Raw genomic sequence first — 19,537 nt, 5'->3', positions numbered from 1 at the left:
GGGACGTGCCGCAAGGAGCGGTTTTTGGGAGGCATGCCCCACAGACGCGCCCCCCAAAACCAACAGGCTAGGGCCGAAAACAGACCCCAACTCAGGGCTAAAGGCTAAAACCGAACCCCACCAGAGTCGATGTCAGAAACCAACTCGGGCGTCAGTCGGGTATAACCGGACGTACCGGGAAGCCAGGCATAGACTTCCTCGTGGGGCCGGTCCAGGGAATAGCCGAGCTTCTGGATGTCCACCTTCCGGTACTTGAACGTTCCCGTTTTCTCGATGGCGTGGGTTACCCGCACAAACACCGGAACCGCATAGGCCGGCAGGTTGTCGCTCAGGTACGCGAACAGCCTGTCCACATCAAAGTCCGCCTCCGGATCCTGGGGCACCAGGGTTACCATCCCCGCTTTGCCGTTGGTGTTCGGGATTTCCACGCCGTACACGATGGCTTCCTGCACCATGCCGGAGCCGTCGATGATGTTTTCCACCTCGGTGGTGGAGACGTTTTCACCCTTCCAGCGGAAGGTGTCGCCCATTCGGTCGACGAACTGCAGGTGCCGGCAGCCGATTTCTTTCAGCACGTCGCCGGTGTTGAACCAGGCGTCGCCATTTTTGAAGGCGTCTCGCAGGATGGATTTTTCGGTGGCTTCTTTCTGGGTGTAACCCTCAAATGCCCACTTCTTGGTGATTTCGCCAATCAGTAAGCCCGGTTCGCCTTTTTCCACTTCTTCCAGTCGGCCTTTCTCGGTGCGGATCGGGTCCCGGGTGCCTTCGTGGTATTTCACCAGTTTGTAGGGCGCGGTGGAGAAGCCGACGGTGTTGTCCATGTTGAAGAAGTTGCTGAAGCCGATGTTGCCCTCTGAGGAAGCGTACAGCTCTGCCACGGTTTCAATGCCGAAGCGGTCCTTGAATTCTTTCCAGATAGAGGGGCGCAGACCGTTGCCGATCATCTTGGTCAGGCTGTGGTTCCGGTCCTGGTCGCTGGGGGGCTGGTTCAGCAGGTAGCGGCAGAGTTCGCCCACGTAGCCGAAGGTGGTGGCTTTGTAGCGGCGGACATCGTCCCAGAAGGCGCTGGCAGAGAATTTCCGGCGCAGGGCAATGGCCGAGCCGCCGGCCAGGACCGAACCCCAACAGATCAGCAGGGCGGTGCCGTGGTAAAGCGGCAAGGTGCAGTACAGGACGTCTTCCGGCTCCATGGCCAGCGACAGCATGCCGAAGCCACCGTAGGCGCGGATAAACTTGCGATGTGAGCCCGGCGCGGCCTTGGGCAGGCCGGTGGTGCCGGAGGTATACAGGTAAACGGCTGTGTCGCCCATCAATACCGGATTGCTCAGGGTTGGACGGGCGGATGGGCAGCGGCTGACTTCCTGCGCCATGTTGACGTAGCCCTCTGGTGCCTCACCGAATATGTTCAGGGTGTTGGTGTCGGCCAGGAACAGGAAGGGATGACGGTGTTTGAGCTGGATGTCATCGCGAATGCCGTCGGCGTGGTCGGTCAGCTCTTCGCCGACCACCAGCATTTTCGGCTCAATCAGGTTGATGCTATGAGCCAGAACCTTGCCTTTCTGGGACGTGTTCAGCATGGCGCAGGCCACGCCCACCTTGGCGGCGCCGGCTACCAGGGCCAGCAGTTCCGGGCGGTTGTCCAGCAGTACGGCAATGGCATCGCCTTTTACCAGGCCCTCGTCTTTCAGGTAGTGGGCAATCCGGTTGCTCCAGGCATCGAATTCCTGCCAGGTAACGGTGCGGTCATCGAACAGGATGGCAGGCCGGTTCGGGTATTTACTGGCATTGCGCTCCACCAGCTTGCCCAGTGTCAGTTCCTTTTTGTCATCTTTAACGGCGTAGTAATAAAGCCCCCTGGCGATGAATGGGAACCGGCGCAATACGCCCGGCAGGCTGCGCATCAGGTCTCTGGCGGTTACGTTGTCTTGGCTCATGGCGCGTCCGTTCCGTTGCTGACAGGGCAGGGGTGCTGCCCTGCGCCTGTTATTGTGTTTGTTCTTCGGTTTCGTTGGCGGCCAGCTCTACCAGTAACTGGCTGCGCCGTACCTGGTCTCCGCTGCTGGTGTGCACCGCGGCAACGGTGCCATCCCTGTCCGCTTTCACCGGATGCTCCATTTTCATGGCTTCCAGGATCACCAGCGTCTGGCCTTGTTGTACGGTGTCGCCGGCGGCAACCAGTACATCGATAATCGCCCCGTCCATACTGGCCTGGATACGGCCACTGCCGGCGCCCTGGGCACCTGTGGCAGGCTGGTGGGTGATGTCGGTTACCGACCACGACCGGCCGAGTGCCTGCAAATATAGGGAATCACCGGCCCGGGAGTATTGGCACCGCTGACGAATCCCGTTGTCGATAATGCACAGCTGGCCTTGTTCGTGGCTCTGGATCAGCAGTTCATATTGGTCATCGCCATGGGAGACCAGCAGTTTGTGGCCACTGCGCCGGATCTGCAGTTCCAGGGTTTCGTCCTGGGCCTCAAGTTTCATCGGCATGACGGTGGCGGGGGCGTTACTCCAGCCTTCCTGGGCGGATTGGCCGAGGCTCAATGCGCAGGCGCTCAGTGCCAGCTCGCGGATGGTGAGCGGCTGGGGCGCCAGTGACGGATCATCCTTGAAGGCCTGTTGCAGGAAGGCCGTGGTGGCTTCACCGGCACCGAAAGTGTCGTTGGCAATGATACGGCTGAGGAAGTGGCGGTTGGTGGTTACGCCGAACACCGTGGTGTCTTCCAGCGCCCGGATTAGCCGGCGGCGGGCTTCGTCCCGGTTTTGGCCCCAGGCGATGACTTTCGCCAGCATGGGGTCGTAGTGGGGGCTGACCACATCGCCGGAGCGCACGCCGGTGTCGAACCGCAGGCCTTCTCCCTCGGCCGGAGTGAACTCGTGCAAAGTGCCGGTTTGCGGGGTAAAGCCGTTGGCCGGGTCTTCGGCGTAAAGGCGCACCTCGATGGCGTGGCCGTTGAGCTCGATTTCATTCTGGGCCAGTGGCAGGGGACGGCCTTCGGCGACCATCAGCTGCCAGGCTACCAGATCCTGACCGGTGATCAGTTCGGTGACTGGGTGTTCCACCTGCAGGCGGGTGTTCATTTCCAGGAAGTAGAAGTTGCGGTCTTTGTCGACCAGGAATTCCACGGTACCCGCGCCTTCGTAGCCACAGGCCAGGGCGGCTTTGACGGCCGCTTCGCCCATGGCTTTGCGCAGTTCCGGGGTGACAAAAGGTGAGGGCGCTTCTTCCACGACTTTCTGGTGCCGGCGCTGTACGGAGCAGTCCCGTTCGCCGAGGTACACAGCGTTGCCGTGGCGGTCGGCGAAGACCTGGATTTCTACGTGGCGGGGTTCGATGACGGCTTTTTCGATGATCAGTTCGTCGTCGCCGAAGGCCTGTTTGGCTTCGGATCGGGCCCGTTTGATGTTGTCGGCCAGCTCGCTTTCGCTCTCGACCAGGCGCATGCCCCGGCCACCGCCACCGGCGGAGGCTTTGAGCATGAGGGGGTAGCCGATGTCCTGGGCGGCGGCAATGAGTTCGTCGTCGGCTGCGTTATCGCCCTCGTAACCGGGGACGACCGGTACGCCGGCTTCCTGCATGGCGATTTTTGAGCGGCGTTTGCTGCCCATGAGTTCGATGGCGTTTTCGGGAGGGCCTACGAAGGTGAGGCCGGCTTGTTTGATGGCTTTGGCGAAGCCTGCATTTTCGGAGAGGAATCCGTAGCCGGGGTGGATGCAGTCGGCGCCTGTTTTCCTTGCGGCATCGAGGATGGCGTCGGCGTTGAGGTAAGACGCAGCAACCTGTGCCGGGCCGATGCAGACGGCTTCGTCGGCTTGTTCAACGTGCAGGGCGTTGGCGTCGGCTTCGGAGTAGACGGCAACGGTTCGGTAGCCCAGGGCCCTGGCTGTGCGTATGACCCTGACGGCGATTTCGCCCCGGTTAGCGATGAGTAGTTTTTTTAGCATACGCGTTATCTACCTTGTTACTGGACCGCCCCAGGTTGGTGTTCGTCCGCACCACTGGCGGGATAAGCCTCCGGAAAACCGCTACAAGCACATCCCTGTGCGCTTCTCTCCGGCCATCCATGGCCTTCGAAATTTTCCGGAGGCTTATCCCGCCAGTGGCGCTCCCGCGACCTTGGGTGTTTGCCTGCCCAATGATTGTTGAATGGCTTGTTTTAATATTTGTATTCGTTAACTCTCGGCCCACTTTGGCTCACGCTTTTGCATGAACGCCATAGTGCCTTCCATGCCCTCCGGCCCCCGGATGGCCGCGGCAAATTTCTCGGCGGCATCATCCAGCAAACCGGCCATGGCTTCGTGACCGACCCGGTGCAGCAGGGCTTTGGTTTCTGCCGTGGCATTTGGGGCGCACAGGCGGACACGTTCCAGAGCCTGGTTGAGCATGTCGCTGAGTTGTTCTTCGGATTCTGCAACCTGGTGGACGATGCCGAGTGTGCAGGCTTCCGTTGCGTTGATTCTCAAACCCAGTAGCGCCAGCCGGCGGGCCTGGGTCAGGCCGATGCGTTCTACTACGAACGGGGCGATCTGGGCTGGGATGATGCCGAGGGTGGTTTCCGGCATGCCGAACCTGGCCGTCGGGCCGGCGATGGCGAGGTCAGAGACGCAGGCCAGGCCGAAGCCGCCGCCCATCACGGCGCCTTCGGTGATGGCGATGACGACTTTGGAGGATTCGTTGACTTGCTGGATCATCTGGCCGAAGGCGCGGTTGAGTTTGTAGAACGGGTCATCGCGGCCTTCGCCGGCTTTCTGGCCCCGGGCGCCGGCCATGTCTTTGATATCGCCGCCGGCGCAGAAGTGTCCACCTGCGCCGCGGATGACGGCGGCGCGGATGCTGGTGTCGTTTTCGATCTCGCTGAAGATGGTGGACAACTCAGCGACCATCTGCAGACTCATGGCGTTGCGGACGTCGGGGCGGTTGATGGTGATGAACAGGGTGGGGCCGTGTTTTTCAAGAATCAGGGTTTCGCACTGGGGTAGCTGTTCCATAAAAAGGCTCCGTTTTCGGGCGGCAATCGGGTACCAGTCGCAATGTTCGGGGCCTTGGGGGCAGGTAGGGCTTTCCGGGACTGTCTGCAGCAGGGATGCTGCAGTCAAGCGTACATGGATGTATTCACAGCGTGTCCCGGAAAGCCCTACCTGACCGCGAGGCCTGACTCCAAACTCCAAGCGTCAGTCGCGCTTCTTAACAGGCAAGGTCCCCATCAGCTTGCAGATGATGCCCAGCATGATTTCGTCGGCACCGCCGCCTATGGAGACCAACCGCACATCGCGGTAAGCCCGTGACAGGGGGTTGTCCCACATGTAACCGTTGCCGCCCCAGAACTGCAGGCAAGCATCGGTCACTTCGCGACCCAGACGCCCGGCCTTCAGTTTCGCCATCGACGCCAGCTTGGTGACATCTTTGCCCTCAACGTGCAGCTCACAGGCCTGATAGGTCAGCGCGCGCAGCGCTTCGATTTCGGTCTGTAACTCCGCCATGCGGAAATGGATGTACTGGTTGTCGATGAGTGGCTGGCCAAAGGTCTTGCGCTCGCGGCAGTATTCAATGGTCTGCGTGACACAGTTTTCCAGGGCCTTGATTACGTTGGCGGCCCCCCACATGCGCTCCTCCTGGAACTGCAGCATCTGCATCATAAAGCCGGTGCCTTCCGCGCCGATGCGATTGCGCTGGGGAACGCGCACGTCGTCAAAGAACACCTGGGCGGTTTCAGACGAGCGCATGCCCAGTTTGTTCAGGTGCGGGCTGAAGGAAATACCCGGGGTGTTCATGGGCACGATGATCAGGGTTTTGTTCTTGTGGGGCTTGTCGTCGCTGGTGTTGGCCAGCAGGCAGATGAAGTCGGCTTTCGGGGAGTTGGTGATCCACATCTTGGAGCCGTTGATGATGTAGTCATCGCCGTCTTTCTTAGCCGTGGTCTTAAGGCCGGCTACGTCGGAGCCTGCACCCACTTCACTGACGCCAATACAGCCCACCATGTCGCCGGCGATGGCCGGGGTCAGGAAGTCCCGTTTCAGCTCGTCGGAACCAAAGCGGGCGATGGCCGGGGTGCACATGTCGGTTTGAACGCCGATCGCCAGCGGCACGCCGCCGCACTTGGCCATGCCGAGTTCTTCTGCGGCTACCAGGTTGTAGCTGTAATCGAGGCCCATACCGCCGTACTCTTCCGGCTTCTGGATGCCGAGCAGGCCCAGGTTGCCAAGTTTTTTGAACAGGTCGTGAATCGGAAACTCGCCGGCCTCTTCCCATTCATCGCAGTGCGGATTGATTTCCTTTTCGACGAAATCGCGGACGGTCTTTCTGAGGGCTTCGTGTTCGGCTGTGAATTTCATTATTGTTCTCTCCTGCTTTTTTAAAGACGGTTAGTTCTTGTGTTCTGTTCTGGGTATTTGCCCCGTAGCTTGGGGTCGCGGGTGTGGGGTGGGGCCTTCAGAAAATCGCTCCTTGCGGCACATCCCTGTGGCGCTTCTGCTCCGCCATCCATGGCTCCGCAAATTTTCTGAAGGCCCCACCCCACACCCGCTTGAGTTCGAAACTTTGGTGCACCCAGCTCACAATTTAAAACCGAGCGACACCGTAGGAATTGGGCCGCAGTTGTCGTTGTTCGGCTTCGCGGCAAACCGAAAGCACCAAGGCCAAGACCCTCCGGGTATCCCGTGGGTCGATCAGGCCGTCATCCCAGAGCCGTGCGGTGCCGAACAGGGCGGTGGAGCCGTCTTCGAGTTTCTTGGCGGTGGCCTGTTCCAGGAACGCCAGGGTCTTCTCGTCGGGCTCTATGCCGCTTTTGCGTTGTTTTTCTTCGGCCACAATGCGCATCACCTTGCCGGCCTGGGCCGGGCCCATGACGGCGGTGCGGCTGTTGGGCCAGGCGAAGATGAACCTTGGGTCCAGCCCCCGGCCGCACATGGCGTAGTTGCCGGCGCCGTAGGAACCGCCCACCACCACGGCGAGCTTTGGAACCCGGCAGTTGGCCACGGCCTGAATCATCTTCGACCCGTGTTTGATGATGCCATTCTGTTCGGAGTGGGTGCCGACCATGAATCCGGTGGTGTTATGCAGAAACAGGATAGGCGTGCCGGCCTGATCGCACAGCTGGATAAACTGCGCGGCCTTGGTGGAACCGGCCGGGGTGATCGGGCCGTTATTGCCAATGATGCCCACGCTGTGGCCGTGAATACGGATGGTGCCGCACACGGTCTGGCTGTCGTAGTCGTTCTTGAAATCCAGGAACCGAGAGCCGTCGGCGATGCGGGCGAGGATCTCGCGCACGTCGTAGGGTTTCTTGGCGTCGGAAGGAATCACGCCCAACAGCTCGTCCGCCGGATACAGCGGCTCATCCCACCGGGGCTCCTGGCGCAGCGGCAGGTTTTCGTTCCAGGGCAGGGCGCCGAGAATCTCCCGGGCCTGGCGAATGCCGTCGGCATCGTCCTCGGCCAGATATTCAGCTGTGCCGGCTACTGTGGCGTGCATTTCTGCGCCGCCGAGTTCTTCATCGGTGGCGACCTCGCCCGTGGCCGCTTTCAGCAGCGGCGGGCCGGCCAGGAACATCTTGGCCTGCTCGCGCACGGTGATCACGTAATCGGACAAGCCTGGCTGATAGGCACCACCGGCGGTGGCGTTACCGTGCACGACCGTCACTTGCGGAATGCCTGCGGCGGACATGCGGGCCTGGTTGGCAAAGCCCCGGGCGCCCAGCACGAAGATGTCGGTGGCGTAGTTCAGGTTGGCGCCACCGGATTCCGACATCGATACGACCGGAAGTTTGTTCTCCATGGCGATCTGCTGCAGACGCAGGGTCTTGTCCAGGCCGGCGGGTGTAATGGTTCCGCCCTTGATGGCGCTGTTGCTGGCCACCACGAGACAGCGCACACCGGCTACCCGGCCAATGCCGGCAATAATGCCGCCGCCGGCCATGGAGCCGTCTTTGTCATCGTGCATCTTGTAACCGGCCAGGGAGCAAAGCTCCAGGAACTCACTGCCCCGGTCCAGCAGCCGGTTGATACGATCCCTCGGCAGCAGCTTGCCGCGCTTGGTGAACTTCTCCCGGGCCGATTCCGCCAGGTCCAGAACCTTCTGCTCCACATCCCGGAAAGTCGAGATATGCGCTTCCATGGCCTCAACATTGGCCCGGAACTCGTCAGACTGGGGGGTTATTGTTGTCTCCAGTACCTGCATGGCAAATCCTCAGTCGTCACTCAATACTTTCGGCGTTACCGCCCGATGGAAGCCGTTATAGGGCTCGTTATTCTTCGCCTTCGGCATCGGCCACACACGCCCGCCCTGAGAAGCCGCTCCGTCAATCCGCAGGCAGTCACCACTGATAAACGCCGCGCCCGGGCTAAGCAGAAAACAAATCGCCGAACTCACCTCCGACTCCGTCCCCATCCGCTTGATCGGCACCGCATCCGCCAGGCTGCGAATCCACGACTTCATATGAGCCGGGTAGTTATCCATCCCGCTGGAGGCAATCCACCCCGGCGCCACCGCATTCACCCGAACCCCGGACGGCGCCCACTCAACCGCGGCGGTCTGGGTAAAGTTCACCATCCCGGCCCGAGCCGCGCCAGAGTGGCCCATGCCCGGCATACCGCCCCACATGTCTGCCACAATGTTCACAATCGCACCGCCGGACTTGCTCAAGGCCTGGGTATAGGCCTCCCGGGCCATCAGAAAACCACCGGTCAGATTTGTCCGAACTACGGTTTCCCAGCCTTTCTGGTTAATGCCCGTCAGCGGAGACGCAAACTGCCCGCCGGCGTTATTTACCACCCCGTTCAGCCCGCCGTGGGTCTCGATAACGGCCTTCACCGTCGCCTTGACCGATTCCTCCTCGCGAATATCGCAAGCATGGGCGCTGGCAATGCCGCCGTCGGCCTTAATCTCGGCTTTTACCGAATCGACCTTCTCCTGCTTACGACCAACGAGAGCAACCCGAGCACCGAGGGCGGCCAGTTCGTGGGCGGTACAACGGCCAATTCCAGAGCCGCCGCCGGTGACAATGATTACCTGGCCTTCAAACAGCCCCGGCCGAAGAACAGACTGATAACTCATAAAAAGTCCTTATCAAAATAAGCTGAATCCACGTAAAACGTCGGAGCGTCCCGCTGGGGGAGGGCCCTACAAAAATGTGCGGAGCCATGGATGGCGGAGCAGAAGCGCCACAGGGAAGTGCCGAAGGAGCGGTTTTTGTAGGGCCCTCCCCCAGTGGGGCGCCAACTCCGTAACCTGATGACTAACTTCATTGCGGCACCAAAGCCGAAGGCACAGGCACCGGAAACTCCAGAAGCTGCTGCGCAAAAGCCTTACCCTGCGGATCAATCCGAAGCGAAGCCACACCACCGCCACCCAGGCTGTGCTCCAGCAAGAAATTGAACGCATGCAACCCCGGCATCGCCCAGCGCGTCACCTTGCCAGACTCCGGATTCAGCGTATGACTCATCCACTGCGCCACCGCCTGCTCCGTCAACGCCGCCTCAATAAACGGCAAAAACTCCGGATCCCGCGCAATCACCCCGATATTGCTGTGATCTCCCTTATCACCAGACCGCGCCCAGGCCAGCTTGATCAGCGGCACCGTCGTGTCTGTTGAAACCTCCGTCCGGGATTCCGGCTCAGGGGGCAGGGCGTTGCTATCAAAACCACCCCCACAAGCCACCTCGACGGTCGATTTCTCACCCGCCAGGTCTACGGAAACCGATACTTCAGACTTCGGCACCAGACAGGAGAACAAACGAATCTTCGGCCACACCGTCGGCCGGCCGCCAACAATGCCGGTGATCCCCGGCGCCATGCCCGTCGCGGCCTGAGCAATCTCCCTCGAAAACAGCACAAGGGCCTCTTTCTTCGGATGGGCAGTGGCTATCTTCACCACCACCTCCCGGCACCGGTCGCCCCGGCCGTGGGCACCGTAAGTGGTTTCGGTACCCAACAACTCGATGCTGGTTTCGGAGTAATCCGGCAGGCCGCGCCCGGCAAACATCGCCGAGGTTTTTGCAAGAATCGCCTTCGCCACGCTCTGAGCCTTGGCGGGGGCATTGATGCCTGCCAGCAGGAAGGTCACCGTGCACTTGAAACCATCCGGCCAGGTACCGGACACCTTGTAGCTGTCGGTGGGCGGCAGGCCCTTCGCGCCAAGTACCCGAACCCGGTCCTTGCCGATTTCGTCCAGCGTTACCCGGGTGAAATCGCAGGTCACGTCCGGCAGCAGATAGGCCCGCGGATCACCAATCTCGTACACTAGCTGCTCACTCACCGTGCCCCGGCTCACCAGGCCACCTGTGCCTTCTGGCTTGGTGATCACAAAGTCGCCGGAGGCGCTGACCTCGGCAATCGGAAAGCCCATATTGGCGTAGCCGTCGGCCACCTGTTCCCAATCGGTAAAGTTGCCGCCGGTAGACTGGGCACCGCACTCCAGCAGGTGCCCGGCCAGGCTGCCCTGGGCCAGCTTGTCGTAATCGTTCCAGCTCCAGCCGAATTCATGCATCAGTGGCGCCAGCACCAGGGCGCTGTCCGCTACCCGGCCAGTGATTATGATGTCTGCGCCCTGGTCCAGTGCGGCCACCAGCCCCGGCGCGCCAAGATAGGCGTTCAGGCTGACCATCATGCCGGGGAAGGGCTGGCCGGTGGTCATCTCGGTGATGCGGGCTTCTGCCAGTTTTTTCTTTTTCATCAACAGGTCATCGCCGAGCACCAGCGCAATCTTCAGGTCGACGCCGGCCTTTTCGCACAGGCTCTGCAGCGCATCGCGGCAAGCCACGGGGTTTACCCCACCGGCGTTAGCCAGAACCCGGATGCCTTTTTCCTTTATTTCACCAAGCAGCGGCGCCATCACGGTTTCCACGAAATCCCGGGCATAGCCCTGCGACGGGTCTTTCATCTTCTGGCCCGCCATGATCGACATGGTGATCTCCGCCAGGTAGTCGGCAACCAGGTAATCGATGTTGCCCTGGCGCACCAGCTGGGCGGCGGCGGTTTCGGTATCGCCCCAGAAAGCGGCGGAACAGCCGATGCGGACGGTCTTGTTGGCGTGTGACATGTTCTTGGCCTTGTTCTTGAGCCTGCGGTTGCAGGACGTTATCCAACGATGAAATCGACAATACCAAGCAAGCGCTTGGTATGTAAATAGGTGAATCTCGGGTAGAATAAAAAGTCCCAGCAAGACAACCGGATGGCCTTTGTGAACCAGAATGAGATTCTTCAGTCCCTCATCGCCAAACAGCTTGTTTCCGACCCCGCCAGTGCTCGCGGGCGCTTGTTGAAAGAGGCGGCCAGGTTATTCCGGGACAAAGGCTACGAGCGCACCACAGTGCGCGACCTGGCAGCAGCAGTGGGTATCCAGTCTGGCAGCCTGTTTCATCACTTCCGAACCAAGGAAGAAATCCTGAAAGCGGTGATGGTGGAAACCATCCGGCTGAACACTGCAATCATGCAGGCGGCAGTCGACCAGGCTGATTCACTGCGGGATAAACTGAAAGCGCTGATCCGTGCCGAACTTGAGTCCATCAATGGCCAGACCGGCGAGGCGATGGCGGTGCTGGTGTATGAATGGCGCAGTTTGTCGGAACAGTCGCAAACTGAGGTGCTGGCATTGCGGGATCATTATGAAGAGCTCTGGCTGTCGGTACTGGCGGCACTTAAGCGCCAGGGCACCCTGACTGCTGAACCGTTTATCGTAAGGCGGATGTTAACCGGCGCCCTGAGCTGGACGGTCACCTGGTATCGCCCGGAGCGGGGTGGCTTGAGCCTTGACGACCTCACCGAGCAGGTGATGGCGCTTATGAAATTATAAAATATTCACTCGCATGCCAAAAAAGTCACTTTTGCGTTCCAGAAGACTCGACCTTCGGAAAACCTTGTTTTATATCAATAAAATTTCAAAAATTGACTTTCCTTCCGGGTCATTGGCCTGATCGACATACTGGTTTCGGCAATCGAGCCATTTTTGTCTGACAACAATCGCCGCATTCTTGCTCCCACAAAAACAAACAAGAAAGGTTGTTGAGCTATGGTTTCCTCACTGTTCTCACTCGTGCGTCGTTACCCTTCACGCATCCGCCAGACAGTCGCTGCCGGTGCCGTCCTGTTGCTGGCAGGCTGTTCAGCAAACCCTGTCTACACCACCACTGGTATGGTGCTTTCCAGTTATTCCGAATCGGAAGCCACACCCTACGTATTGCAGATGTCGGATCCGAAAATGGCCTGCGCCCTGGGTGAGGGCACGGACCCGCTGGTGTATTCCTTCTCGCGGGTAACGGCCGCGCCAGACACCACGGGTTCCCTGCTGATGCTGTTGGCAGCCAACTGCATGGAATACCGCACCTGGGAAGCCGAGCTGGATTACCTGCGTGCTGATTTCAGTGGTGATGTACCGGCCGCCAAAGACGCTCGCGAAAAAGCCAAGCGCCTGCACGCCCAGACCGCAAAACGCCGCTACCAGGCTTTCCAGCGCGCCATGGCTGCCTACGAATTTGATCCTTCCGCCGAGCCGCTGGAGTGCCCGTTCCTGTTCAGCGAGCAGGATGAAATCACGTTCCTGCTGGGCCTGCTGACCGGTATGCAGGCCATTGTGAACGACTCCAACTCCGGCGCCATGGCTGGCGTACCCCGTAACATTGCCCCGCAGGCCGAAAGGGCTGCCCAGTGTGTGGACAACGAAAAGTGGGGCGGCCTGCCCAATGCCGTTCGTGCGCTGGTCTGGCTGCTGCTGCCGGACACCCGCCCCGAACTGGCCCCGGACCCCTGGCAGGTGCTGGATAACAGTGCGGAACTGGGCGTGAAGTCCGGTATGCGGGCCTCCCATGCCCTGCAGGCTGTCGCGGCTGAAACCTTTGGTCGCCCCGAGGTGCTGGAAGACGCGATTACCAGCTTTGCCGATGCGGAAGACCGGATCGAAGTCCGGGAGGATTATCGCCTGTTGGACGAAGTGGCCCGCCGAGTTATTACCTTCTCATCCGACAAGCACTGGACCGCCAATTACGGCTACCGCACGCCGGGCAGTCAGTTCGGAAAAATGAGCCCCGAACGTAACTCCGAAAACGTTGAAACCATGGATCTGGACGACCTACTGTAACAGCGTCGTCCGGCAAGAAAACCTTAACCACAAATACAAGAATGACCCGGAGGTCGTCATGATCCGCAAATCCCTTGCCGCTTTGTCCCTTGCTGTGGCCGCACCGCTGGCTTCAGCCCAGACCGTCTCCATGTGCGTGTTCGATGTCATCGGCGCCAACGGTGACGTTTACAACCTGGTGAAAGACTACGCACTGGAAATGAAAGCCCACGGTGTGGACTTCGAGCTCAAGCCTTACACCGATGAAGGCGTGGCCGTAGGCGACTTCAATGCCGGCCAGTGTGATGCGGTAGCGGCTACCGATATCCGTATCCGTCCGTTCAACAAGTTCACCGGTAGCATCAGTGCCGTGGGTGCCATCCCCACCTACGATGACCTGAAAACCCTGCTGGCCACCCTGGCCCAGGCCAAGGCGGCGCCGCTGATGAAAGACGGCGGCTATGAAGTTCTGGGTATTGTGCCGGCCGGCGCCGGTTACCTGTTCGTGAACGACCGCAGCATCGACACCGCCGGTGAACTGGCCGGTAAGCGCATGGCGACCCTGGACTACCAGAAAGACGCCATCCACATGGTGAACTACGTGAAGGCCACCGTGGTGCCCTCCGATTTCACCAACTTTGCCGGTAAGTTTAACAACGGCTCGGTTGATGCAGCCTACGCCCCGGCCTTCGCCTACGAGGCGCTGGAGCTGTACAAGGGGATTGGCGACAAGGGCGGCATTGTGGATTACCCGCTGGCCCAGCTGACCATCCAGATTGTTGCCCGTGATGAAGTGCTGGACGACGACACCGCCCAGAAAGCCCGTGATGTTGCCTGGGGTATGTACCCGCAGGCCATGAACCTGATCCAGGGCCAGGAAGAGGGTATTCCGGACGAGCAGTGGATTCGTATTCCCGAGAAAGACATCACCGGCTACCAGGAAATGTTCCGCGAGAACCGCCTGGAGATGCGTGACGGTGTGAACAACGCACCGAGTGTCTATCACCCGAAAATGATGAGCCTGCTGAGCAAGATCCGTTGTGCCAGCAATCCGGGTGCTTCCGAGTGCACCGCGGCTAACCGGGAATAATCGGAGACACTGACGATGAACTGGCGAGCGATGACCGCTACCGGCGCAAGGACGCTCTACCCCGTGCACAGGCTGCACGGGGTAATCCTGCTGCTGTTACTTCTGGCGACCCTGGCGCTGGGAATGGGCAACTCGCTCCATTCCAGGCTTTTGTGGATAGGCGAGCAGGTATGGCCCAACTATTACCTGCTTAACCCGGATGCAACCGAGCCTACCTGCAACCTGTCTGTTGATATCGACAAGGAAGTGCAGCGCCGGGTAGCCGCCTACAAGCCGGACCCGGACGATCTGTTCAGCTCTCCGCCTAACCCCGAGGCCATACGTAAGTCCCTGCAAAGCAACCTGGCCCTGTGTGAGCAGCGTCACCTGCAGTTCGCTGAAAACCAGAAGCATGCCACCTGGGCGTTGGGTGTGTTCAAGGATATCGAGCAGGGGCTGGCAGACTTTCTGCTCAAGAACATCGACCTGACAAAGTTCCTGTTCATTGGCATGTTTGCCATGGCTGCGGCCATCTCGGCGCTGGATGCGGACCACATTGCCTTGCGCTTGCCGAGAAACCGGGCGGAATGGCGCCTGAGCCAGGGTTCCCAGTTTGTGGTGAACGGGCTGATGCTGCTGTCGCTCAGTGCCTACGTCGGGCGACTGCAGGCATCCCCGGGGGCCGGTGACACCATAATTCTGCAATATGCCTGGTCGCTGGTGTTCGGGCTGTTCATGGTGATCAACGCCATCCGGTTCCTGTTTGTGCCGGAGCGCATGAAAGCAGGCTCCCTTGCCATGTCCTCGGGGCTGGTGGTGCCGCTGTACTGCACCATGGGCCTGATCGCCATGAGCTACTTCTTCTTTGTCGACGGCTACAGCTCAGGCCTGGCGATTTACTTCGGCATGATGTCGAACCTGTCGTCCATGTTCATCAACATCGGCCTGTATGTGCTGGTGGGCATGATGCTCAAGCAGACCCGGGTGCCGGAGCTGTTGCTGAATGTGCTCAAGCCGTTCAACCTGCCTGCACCCATGCTGGCCTCGGTGATTATCTTCGCCACCGCTTTCCCGACGGCCTTCACCGGCGCCTCCGGTATCTTCATCCTGGCTGTTGGCGGGGTAGTGTACGACGAGCTGCGTCGCGCCGGTGCAGGCCGGCAGCTGTCGCTGGCGACCACGGCGATGTCCGGCAGCCTGGGTGTGGTGCTGAATCCTTGCTTGCTGATCGTGGTGGTAGCGGCCCTGAACAAGGAAGTCACCACCACCGAGATGTATGGCTGGGGCTTCTGGGTGTTCATTATGTCGGCTTCCCTGTTCTCCTTCATCGTCTGCAAGACCGAAGGTAACTGGAAACCGCGGCCGGCCCCGGGTGCCGTTCGTGCAGCCGTGCGTGAGCTTGGCCCCCTGATTCCCTATGCCCTGACAGCAGCAGCTGTGATCCTGGTCATCTGGGTTGTGCTCGGGCTTCAGTTCAATGAATACAGTGCGCCACTGATTCTGCCGCTGGTGATGCTGGCTGTGGTGATGCTGGATGCCGGCAAGGCAGGCCAGGAAACCGGCCAGTCCAGAACCCAGGCGTTCTTCGATCGCAGCAGCTCTGCTGCCAGTGATTCGGCCGTGCATATCGGCGCCTTGCTGGCCCTGATCGGTTTCTCGATCTGCCTGGGTGGTATTCTGGAGCGTTCCGATATCGTACACGCCCTGTTCCCCGAAAGCCTGACCAGCCCCTGGTTGGCCATGATGGTGATCGTGCTGATGCTGACCGTGATCGGCATGGTGATGGACCCGTTCGGTGCCGTTATCCTGGTATCGGCCACCATTGCCCAGCCGGCCATCCAGATTGGTATCGACCCGCTGCACTTCTGGATTGTGTGCCTGGTGGCGTTCGAGCTGGGTTATCTGAGCCCGCCCGTGGCCCTCAACCACCTGCTGACCCGGCAAGTGGTTGGCGAAACCGAAGTGCTGGCTGCCGAGCGCACCGGTTCCTTCTGGCATCGTTATCAGCGCCTGTTGTTGCCGCTGGCGGTAATGGTACCCACGCTGTTACTGGTGGCGTTTGTGCCCATGCTTTTCTACGCTTTATAAGCGCAGTAGCATAAACAAAACCCGCGAAGCTCTGCTCTCGCGGGTTTTTTTACGATCAGGCTGGTGCAATATGCCTGTAAAGGTCGGTCAGGGAAGATTGGCCGTATAACCGGTAAACCTGTTGATAACGGAAAACATGCCCCGTGAAATATCTAAGTCGATCTATGGTTCTGGTGTCAGGGATGGCGGTGTTGGCCGGCTGTGGTGGCGGAGGCTCCAGTTCGTCGGTGCCTGCTTTGCCGCCTTCGCCGCTGTCCGGCGTGATCAGTATTGAAGCCAACAGCCGGGTTGACCAGGATACGATGGACCAGCTGGGGCTTGAGGGCGCACAAGCTGCAACCGGCATACAGGCTCTGCCTGCCAGCTTTGTGCTGGCCGGCTATGTCAGCGGAGCGGCAGGGACCTATCCTTCCGCCTCTGCCCAGTGCCAGCCTTTCGCCTATGCCGAGGATGCGGTGGACGAGTACTCGGTGCCCCTGGCGGCGGGGGAGACCCTCGTTCTGGAAAGTTTTGGCAGCTGCCTGGCTGACCCGGAGCTCGAGTTGCAGGTTGAAGGTGCCGGCCCGCTGCCAGCCTCTGTCAACGCTGGCCCGGCCCGTTATACCCTCACAGCCGGCGATAGCACGGAATACCGCGTAACGGTGCGCAACGCCGGGAATGCGCCCGCCCGCTACATACTGGCCAAGTCAGTCGCTTTTGGCGCCGAAGGGATGGCGTTTGACTGGCCCCGCTATCGCTTTATTGAAGGCGAAGCCGTTGTTGCCCTGGCCGACGATGACACTGTCCGAGCTGCCATGGCGACACCTGCCGCTGAAAAGGCTCGTGGCCTGGGAGCGGGTAAATGGCTGATGACCATGCCCGGCAACCGGGTTCGCAGTGCACAGGCCGGGCCAGTGGCCGACGATACACTGAACTGGATCCGGGAGTTGCGGGCGACGCCCGGTGTGCTGTCGGCTACGCCTAACTACGTGGTTTCCAGCCAGCAAACCGGTACGCCGGTGTCTGAACCGCTGTACACCCGGCAGTGGCATTATGACCTGATCAACGGGCCTGCGGCCTGGCAGCTGGCGCCCGGCGGTGGCACTGGTGTGAACGTGGCGGTGCTGGATAGCGGATTATTGAGGCTGCCTACCGGCGCATGGCATCCAGACCTGGACAGCAATGTGCAGTCACGGCCCGCTTACGACTTTGTTGATGGCGATACGATTCCTGCAGACCCGGGCAGCAGCGTTGGCGGCGATGTGTTCCACGGTACCCACGTAGCCGGCACGGTTGCAGCCGTGGTGAATGATGCCGGCAGTGGCGGCGTAGCTTACGGAGCGGGGCTGGTTCCGGTACGGGTGCTGGGTGAGGGGGGCACAGGCTCATCTGCAGACCTGATTGCGGCCATCAACTGGCTGGTGGCCGGGAGCGGCGGCCAGCCCTATGCAGACGTGGTCAATATGAGCCTGGGCGGTTTGCCCAGAATTCAAGACCTGGAAGACGCGATTGCCAGGGGAGTCGACAAAGGAATGGTTTTCGTGGCCGCTGCAGGCAACGCAGCTACGTCAACTTTGTCCTATCCGGCCGCATCTCCCAACGTGCTCGCTGTCAGTGCCGTGGACGGTGGAGGCCAGCTGGCTGGCTACTCCAATTTTGGCAGCTGGATTGACCTGGCAGCCCCCGGTGGTGATGCCAGCCGCGATGGCAACCTCGACGGTGCCGGTGACGTGGTCTGGAGTACCAGTGGTGAGCGGGACGGAGGTGTTTCCATTGCGGGTTACCGGGGGCTGCAGGGTACGTCTATGGCCTCGCCCCATGTGGCGGGCGTACTGGCGCTGATGAAGGCTCGTGACCCGGACATGAACTATGACAAGGTGCGCGTTTGGCTTCAGGGCGGACAGATGACGGATGGCCAGGCACGCCGGAATGACACCCTGGGCTGGGGTGTACTGGATGCTGCCCGGGCAGTTTCTGCGGCCGGTACCGGCTTTGCGGATACCATTCTTTCGGCATCGCCGGCCCTGGTGTCACTCAGTAACGAGGGCGAGCAGAGCGTATCGGTTGAGCTCAGCGTTTTCGGCGATGGTAATGTTTCCAACCTGTCGCTGGGTGACAGGCCGGCCTGGATAGACGTCACCGGGTGCCAGTCCGCGCCGCCATGCGCACTGCAGGTAACGTTGCTCAAAGATCAGCTCACGCCGGATGAACCGGCCCGGGGCTCTATCGTGGTGAACTACCAGGTAGACGGTGCCAGTGCAGATCCGCTGTCCATCCCGGTCATCGGCCAGCTGGTCAGCGACGAACAGGCCCGAAACGCCGGCCGGCACTTTGTGCTGCTGGTTAACACCGAGCCCAATGAAGATAACCTGTATATGGCCGAGTCCCAGGTGACCCTGGATGCGGAAAACGGCGTCTATTCGTTCCGCTTCGAGAACGACGATGGCGAAGAGCCGCAGCAGCTTCGCGAGGTGCGCCCGGGAGACTACTATCTTGTAGCTGGCAGTGACCTGGATGGTGACGGAATCATCTGCCAGCCGGGCGAGGCCTGCGCCGAATATCCGATTACCGGCTTGCGGGAGGTGATTACCATCGAGGAAGGCCAAAGCCTCTCGGATATCCGCCTGACCACCGGTTTCTCCCGGCCCACGATTTCTGCGGCTTCACCGGATATACTGCCCCGGCCCGGTTTTCAGGGGTATCAGCTGAGGACTCCGGAGACACAAACTGGCCCAGCCGACAATCGAATCAGGATGACGCAATGAACCGATTTCCCCTTAAACCTGCAACCGCAGTACTCGCTGCCACGCTGCTGGCGGCCTGTAGTGCCAATGCCCCCAAGGAAGCCCAGCCTGCGCCGCAGGTGCGGCAGGTTACCCAGTCGGCCCATTGCGGCCTGACCGGTCCCGGTGTGGCGCCGGTCAGCTCGCCGGAAGCGCTGGAGAAGCTGTTGGGTGTCAGTGGCCAGAATATGGCCACCGGCGTAATCCGGCAGGTGGACCTGGCGTCAGAGCAGCTCATTATCGTGACTCTGGGGCAGAAACCTACGGCCGGCTACAGTGTCGGCCTGCAGGATTTCCAGTGGCAGGAGCCGGTACTGAAACTGGCCATGCAGGTGAATTCACCGGCACCGGATATGATGGTGGCGCAGGTGATTACTTCACCTTGTGTGGTGCTGGCGGTGAAGGGCGACCACTGGCAAAGGCTGGAAGTGTCTGGCCTTACGCCTCAGCCCATCGTCAAAACCGCTGGAAAGTGACGCGGTCCGGCACCGGCACAAAACAACCGTTGATCTTTCAGCGTGAATCCCTAAGCTATGGCTCAGCTTTCACGACCAATTGCGGAGTCA

At 60.4% G+C, this 19,537-nt stretch carries 13 protein-coding genes; 6 read left to right on the top strand and 7 right to left on the bottom strand.

Annotated features, from left to right (window positions below; all coding sequences use genetic code 11):
* Nucleotides 1-104 precede the first annotated feature (104 nt).
* From Q668_RS12590 to Q668_RS12560, 7 genes are all read right to left on the bottom strand, one after another.
* On the bottom strand, nucleotides 105-1,934 hold the full coding sequence (locus Q668_RS12590) for a long-chain-acyl-CoA synthetase (RefSeq protein WP_022989971.1): 1,830 nt from the start codon (nucleotides 1,932-1,934) through the stop codon (nucleotides 105-107).
* A 49-nt stretch (nucleotides 1,935-1,983) separates the two neighbouring features.
* A complete protein-coding gene (locus tag Q668_RS12585; RefSeq protein WP_022989970.1) occupies nucleotides 1,984-3,948 on the bottom strand; it encodes an acetyl/propionyl/methylcrotonyl-CoA carboxylase subunit alpha in 1,965 nt (654 codons plus the stop codon).
* Between the two features lie 228 nt (nucleotides 3,949-4,176).
* Nucleotides 4,177-4,992, bottom strand: coding sequence for an enoyl-CoA hydratase/isomerase family protein (locus tag Q668_RS12580; RefSeq protein ID WP_022989969.1), 816 nt, complete (start codon nucleotides 4,990-4,992; stop codon nucleotides 4,177-4,179).
* A gap of 183 nt (nucleotides 4,993-5,175) precedes the next feature.
* A complete protein-coding gene (gene atuD / locus Q668_RS12575; protein WP_022989968.1) occupies nucleotides 5,176-6,336 on the bottom strand; it encodes a citronellyl-CoA dehydrogenase in 1,161 nt (386 codons plus the stop codon).
* A gap of 226 nt (nucleotides 6,337-6,562) precedes the next feature.
* Nucleotides 6,563-8,179, bottom strand: coding sequence for an acyl-CoA carboxylase subunit beta (locus tag Q668_RS12570; RefSeq protein WP_022989967.1), 1,617 nt, complete (start codon nucleotides 8,177-8,179; stop codon nucleotides 6,563-6,565).
* Between the two features lie 9 nt (nucleotides 8,180-8,188).
* Nucleotides 8,189-9,055: an SDR family oxidoreductase gene (locus Q668_RS12565; protein ID WP_022989966.1), complete on the bottom strand. Its 867-nt coding sequence runs from the start codon at nucleotides 9,053-9,055 to the stop codon at nucleotides 8,189-8,191.
* Nucleotides 9,056-9,242: 187 nt separating this feature from the next.
* Nucleotides 9,243-11,039, bottom strand: a complete 1,797-nt coding sequence (locus Q668_RS12560; RefSeq protein ID WP_022989965.1) for an acyclic terpene utilization AtuA family protein — start codon at nucleotides 11,037-11,039, stop codon at nucleotides 9,243-9,245.
* Nucleotides 11,040-11,171: 132 nt separating this feature from the next.
* Between Q668_RS12560 and Q668_RS12555 the strand changes: the two genes are divergently transcribed.
* The 6 genes from Q668_RS12555 (at nucleotide 11,172) to Q668_RS12530 (ending at nucleotide 19,447) form a co-directional block, all read left to right on the top strand.
* The gene (locus Q668_RS12555) at nucleotides 11,172-11,792 is read left to right on the top strand and encodes a TetR/AcrR family transcriptional regulator (RefSeq protein ID WP_022989964.1); all 621 of its coding nucleotides are present in this window, start codon (nucleotides 11,172-11,174) and stop codon (nucleotides 11,790-11,792) included.
* A 216-nt stretch (nucleotides 11,793-12,008) separates the two neighbouring features.
* Complete coding sequence (locus Q668_RS12550) at nucleotides 12,009-13,073, top strand: hypothetical protein (RefSeq protein ID WP_022989963.1); 1,065 nt, start codon at nucleotides 12,009-12,011, stop codon at nucleotides 13,071-13,073.
* Between the two features lie 58 nt (nucleotides 13,074-13,131).
* Nucleotides 13,132-14,142 (top strand): putative solute-binding protein, encoded by a 1,011-nt coding sequence (locus tag Q668_RS12545; protein WP_022989962.1) that lies wholly within the window; start codon nucleotides 13,132-13,134, stop codon nucleotides 14,140-14,142.
* Nucleotides 14,143-14,157: 15 nt separating this feature from the next.
* Nucleotides 14,158-16,209 (top strand): TRAP transporter large permease subunit, encoded by a 2,052-nt coding sequence (locus Q668_RS12540; RefSeq protein ID WP_036219945.1) that lies wholly within the window; start codon nucleotides 14,158-14,160, stop codon nucleotides 16,207-16,209.
* Between the two features lie 182 nt (nucleotides 16,210-16,391).
* The gene (locus Q668_RS12535; RefSeq protein ID WP_052009717.1) at nucleotides 16,392-18,953 is read left to right on the top strand and encodes a S8 family serine peptidase; all 2,562 of its coding nucleotides are present in this window, start codon (nucleotides 16,392-16,394) and stop codon (nucleotides 18,951-18,953) included.
* The gene (locus Q668_RS12530) at nucleotides 18,950-19,447 is read left to right on the top strand and encodes a protease complex subunit PrcB family protein (RefSeq protein WP_022989959.1); all 498 of its coding nucleotides are present in this window, start codon (nucleotides 18,950-18,952) and stop codon (nucleotides 19,445-19,447) included. Before Q668_RS12535 ends, Q668_RS12530 begins: the two co-directional genes overlap by 4 nt.
* The last annotated feature ends 90 nt before the right edge of the window (nucleotides 19,448-19,537 follow it).

Source organism: Marinobacter sp. ES-1 (genome assembly GCF_000475255.1).
In the GTDB taxonomy this organism is placed as follows: Bacteria; Pseudomonadota; Gammaproteobacteria; order Pseudomonadales; family Oleiphilaceae; genus Marinobacter; species Marinobacter vinifirmus.
This window is presented reverse-complemented; position numbering and strand designations above follow the sequence as displayed.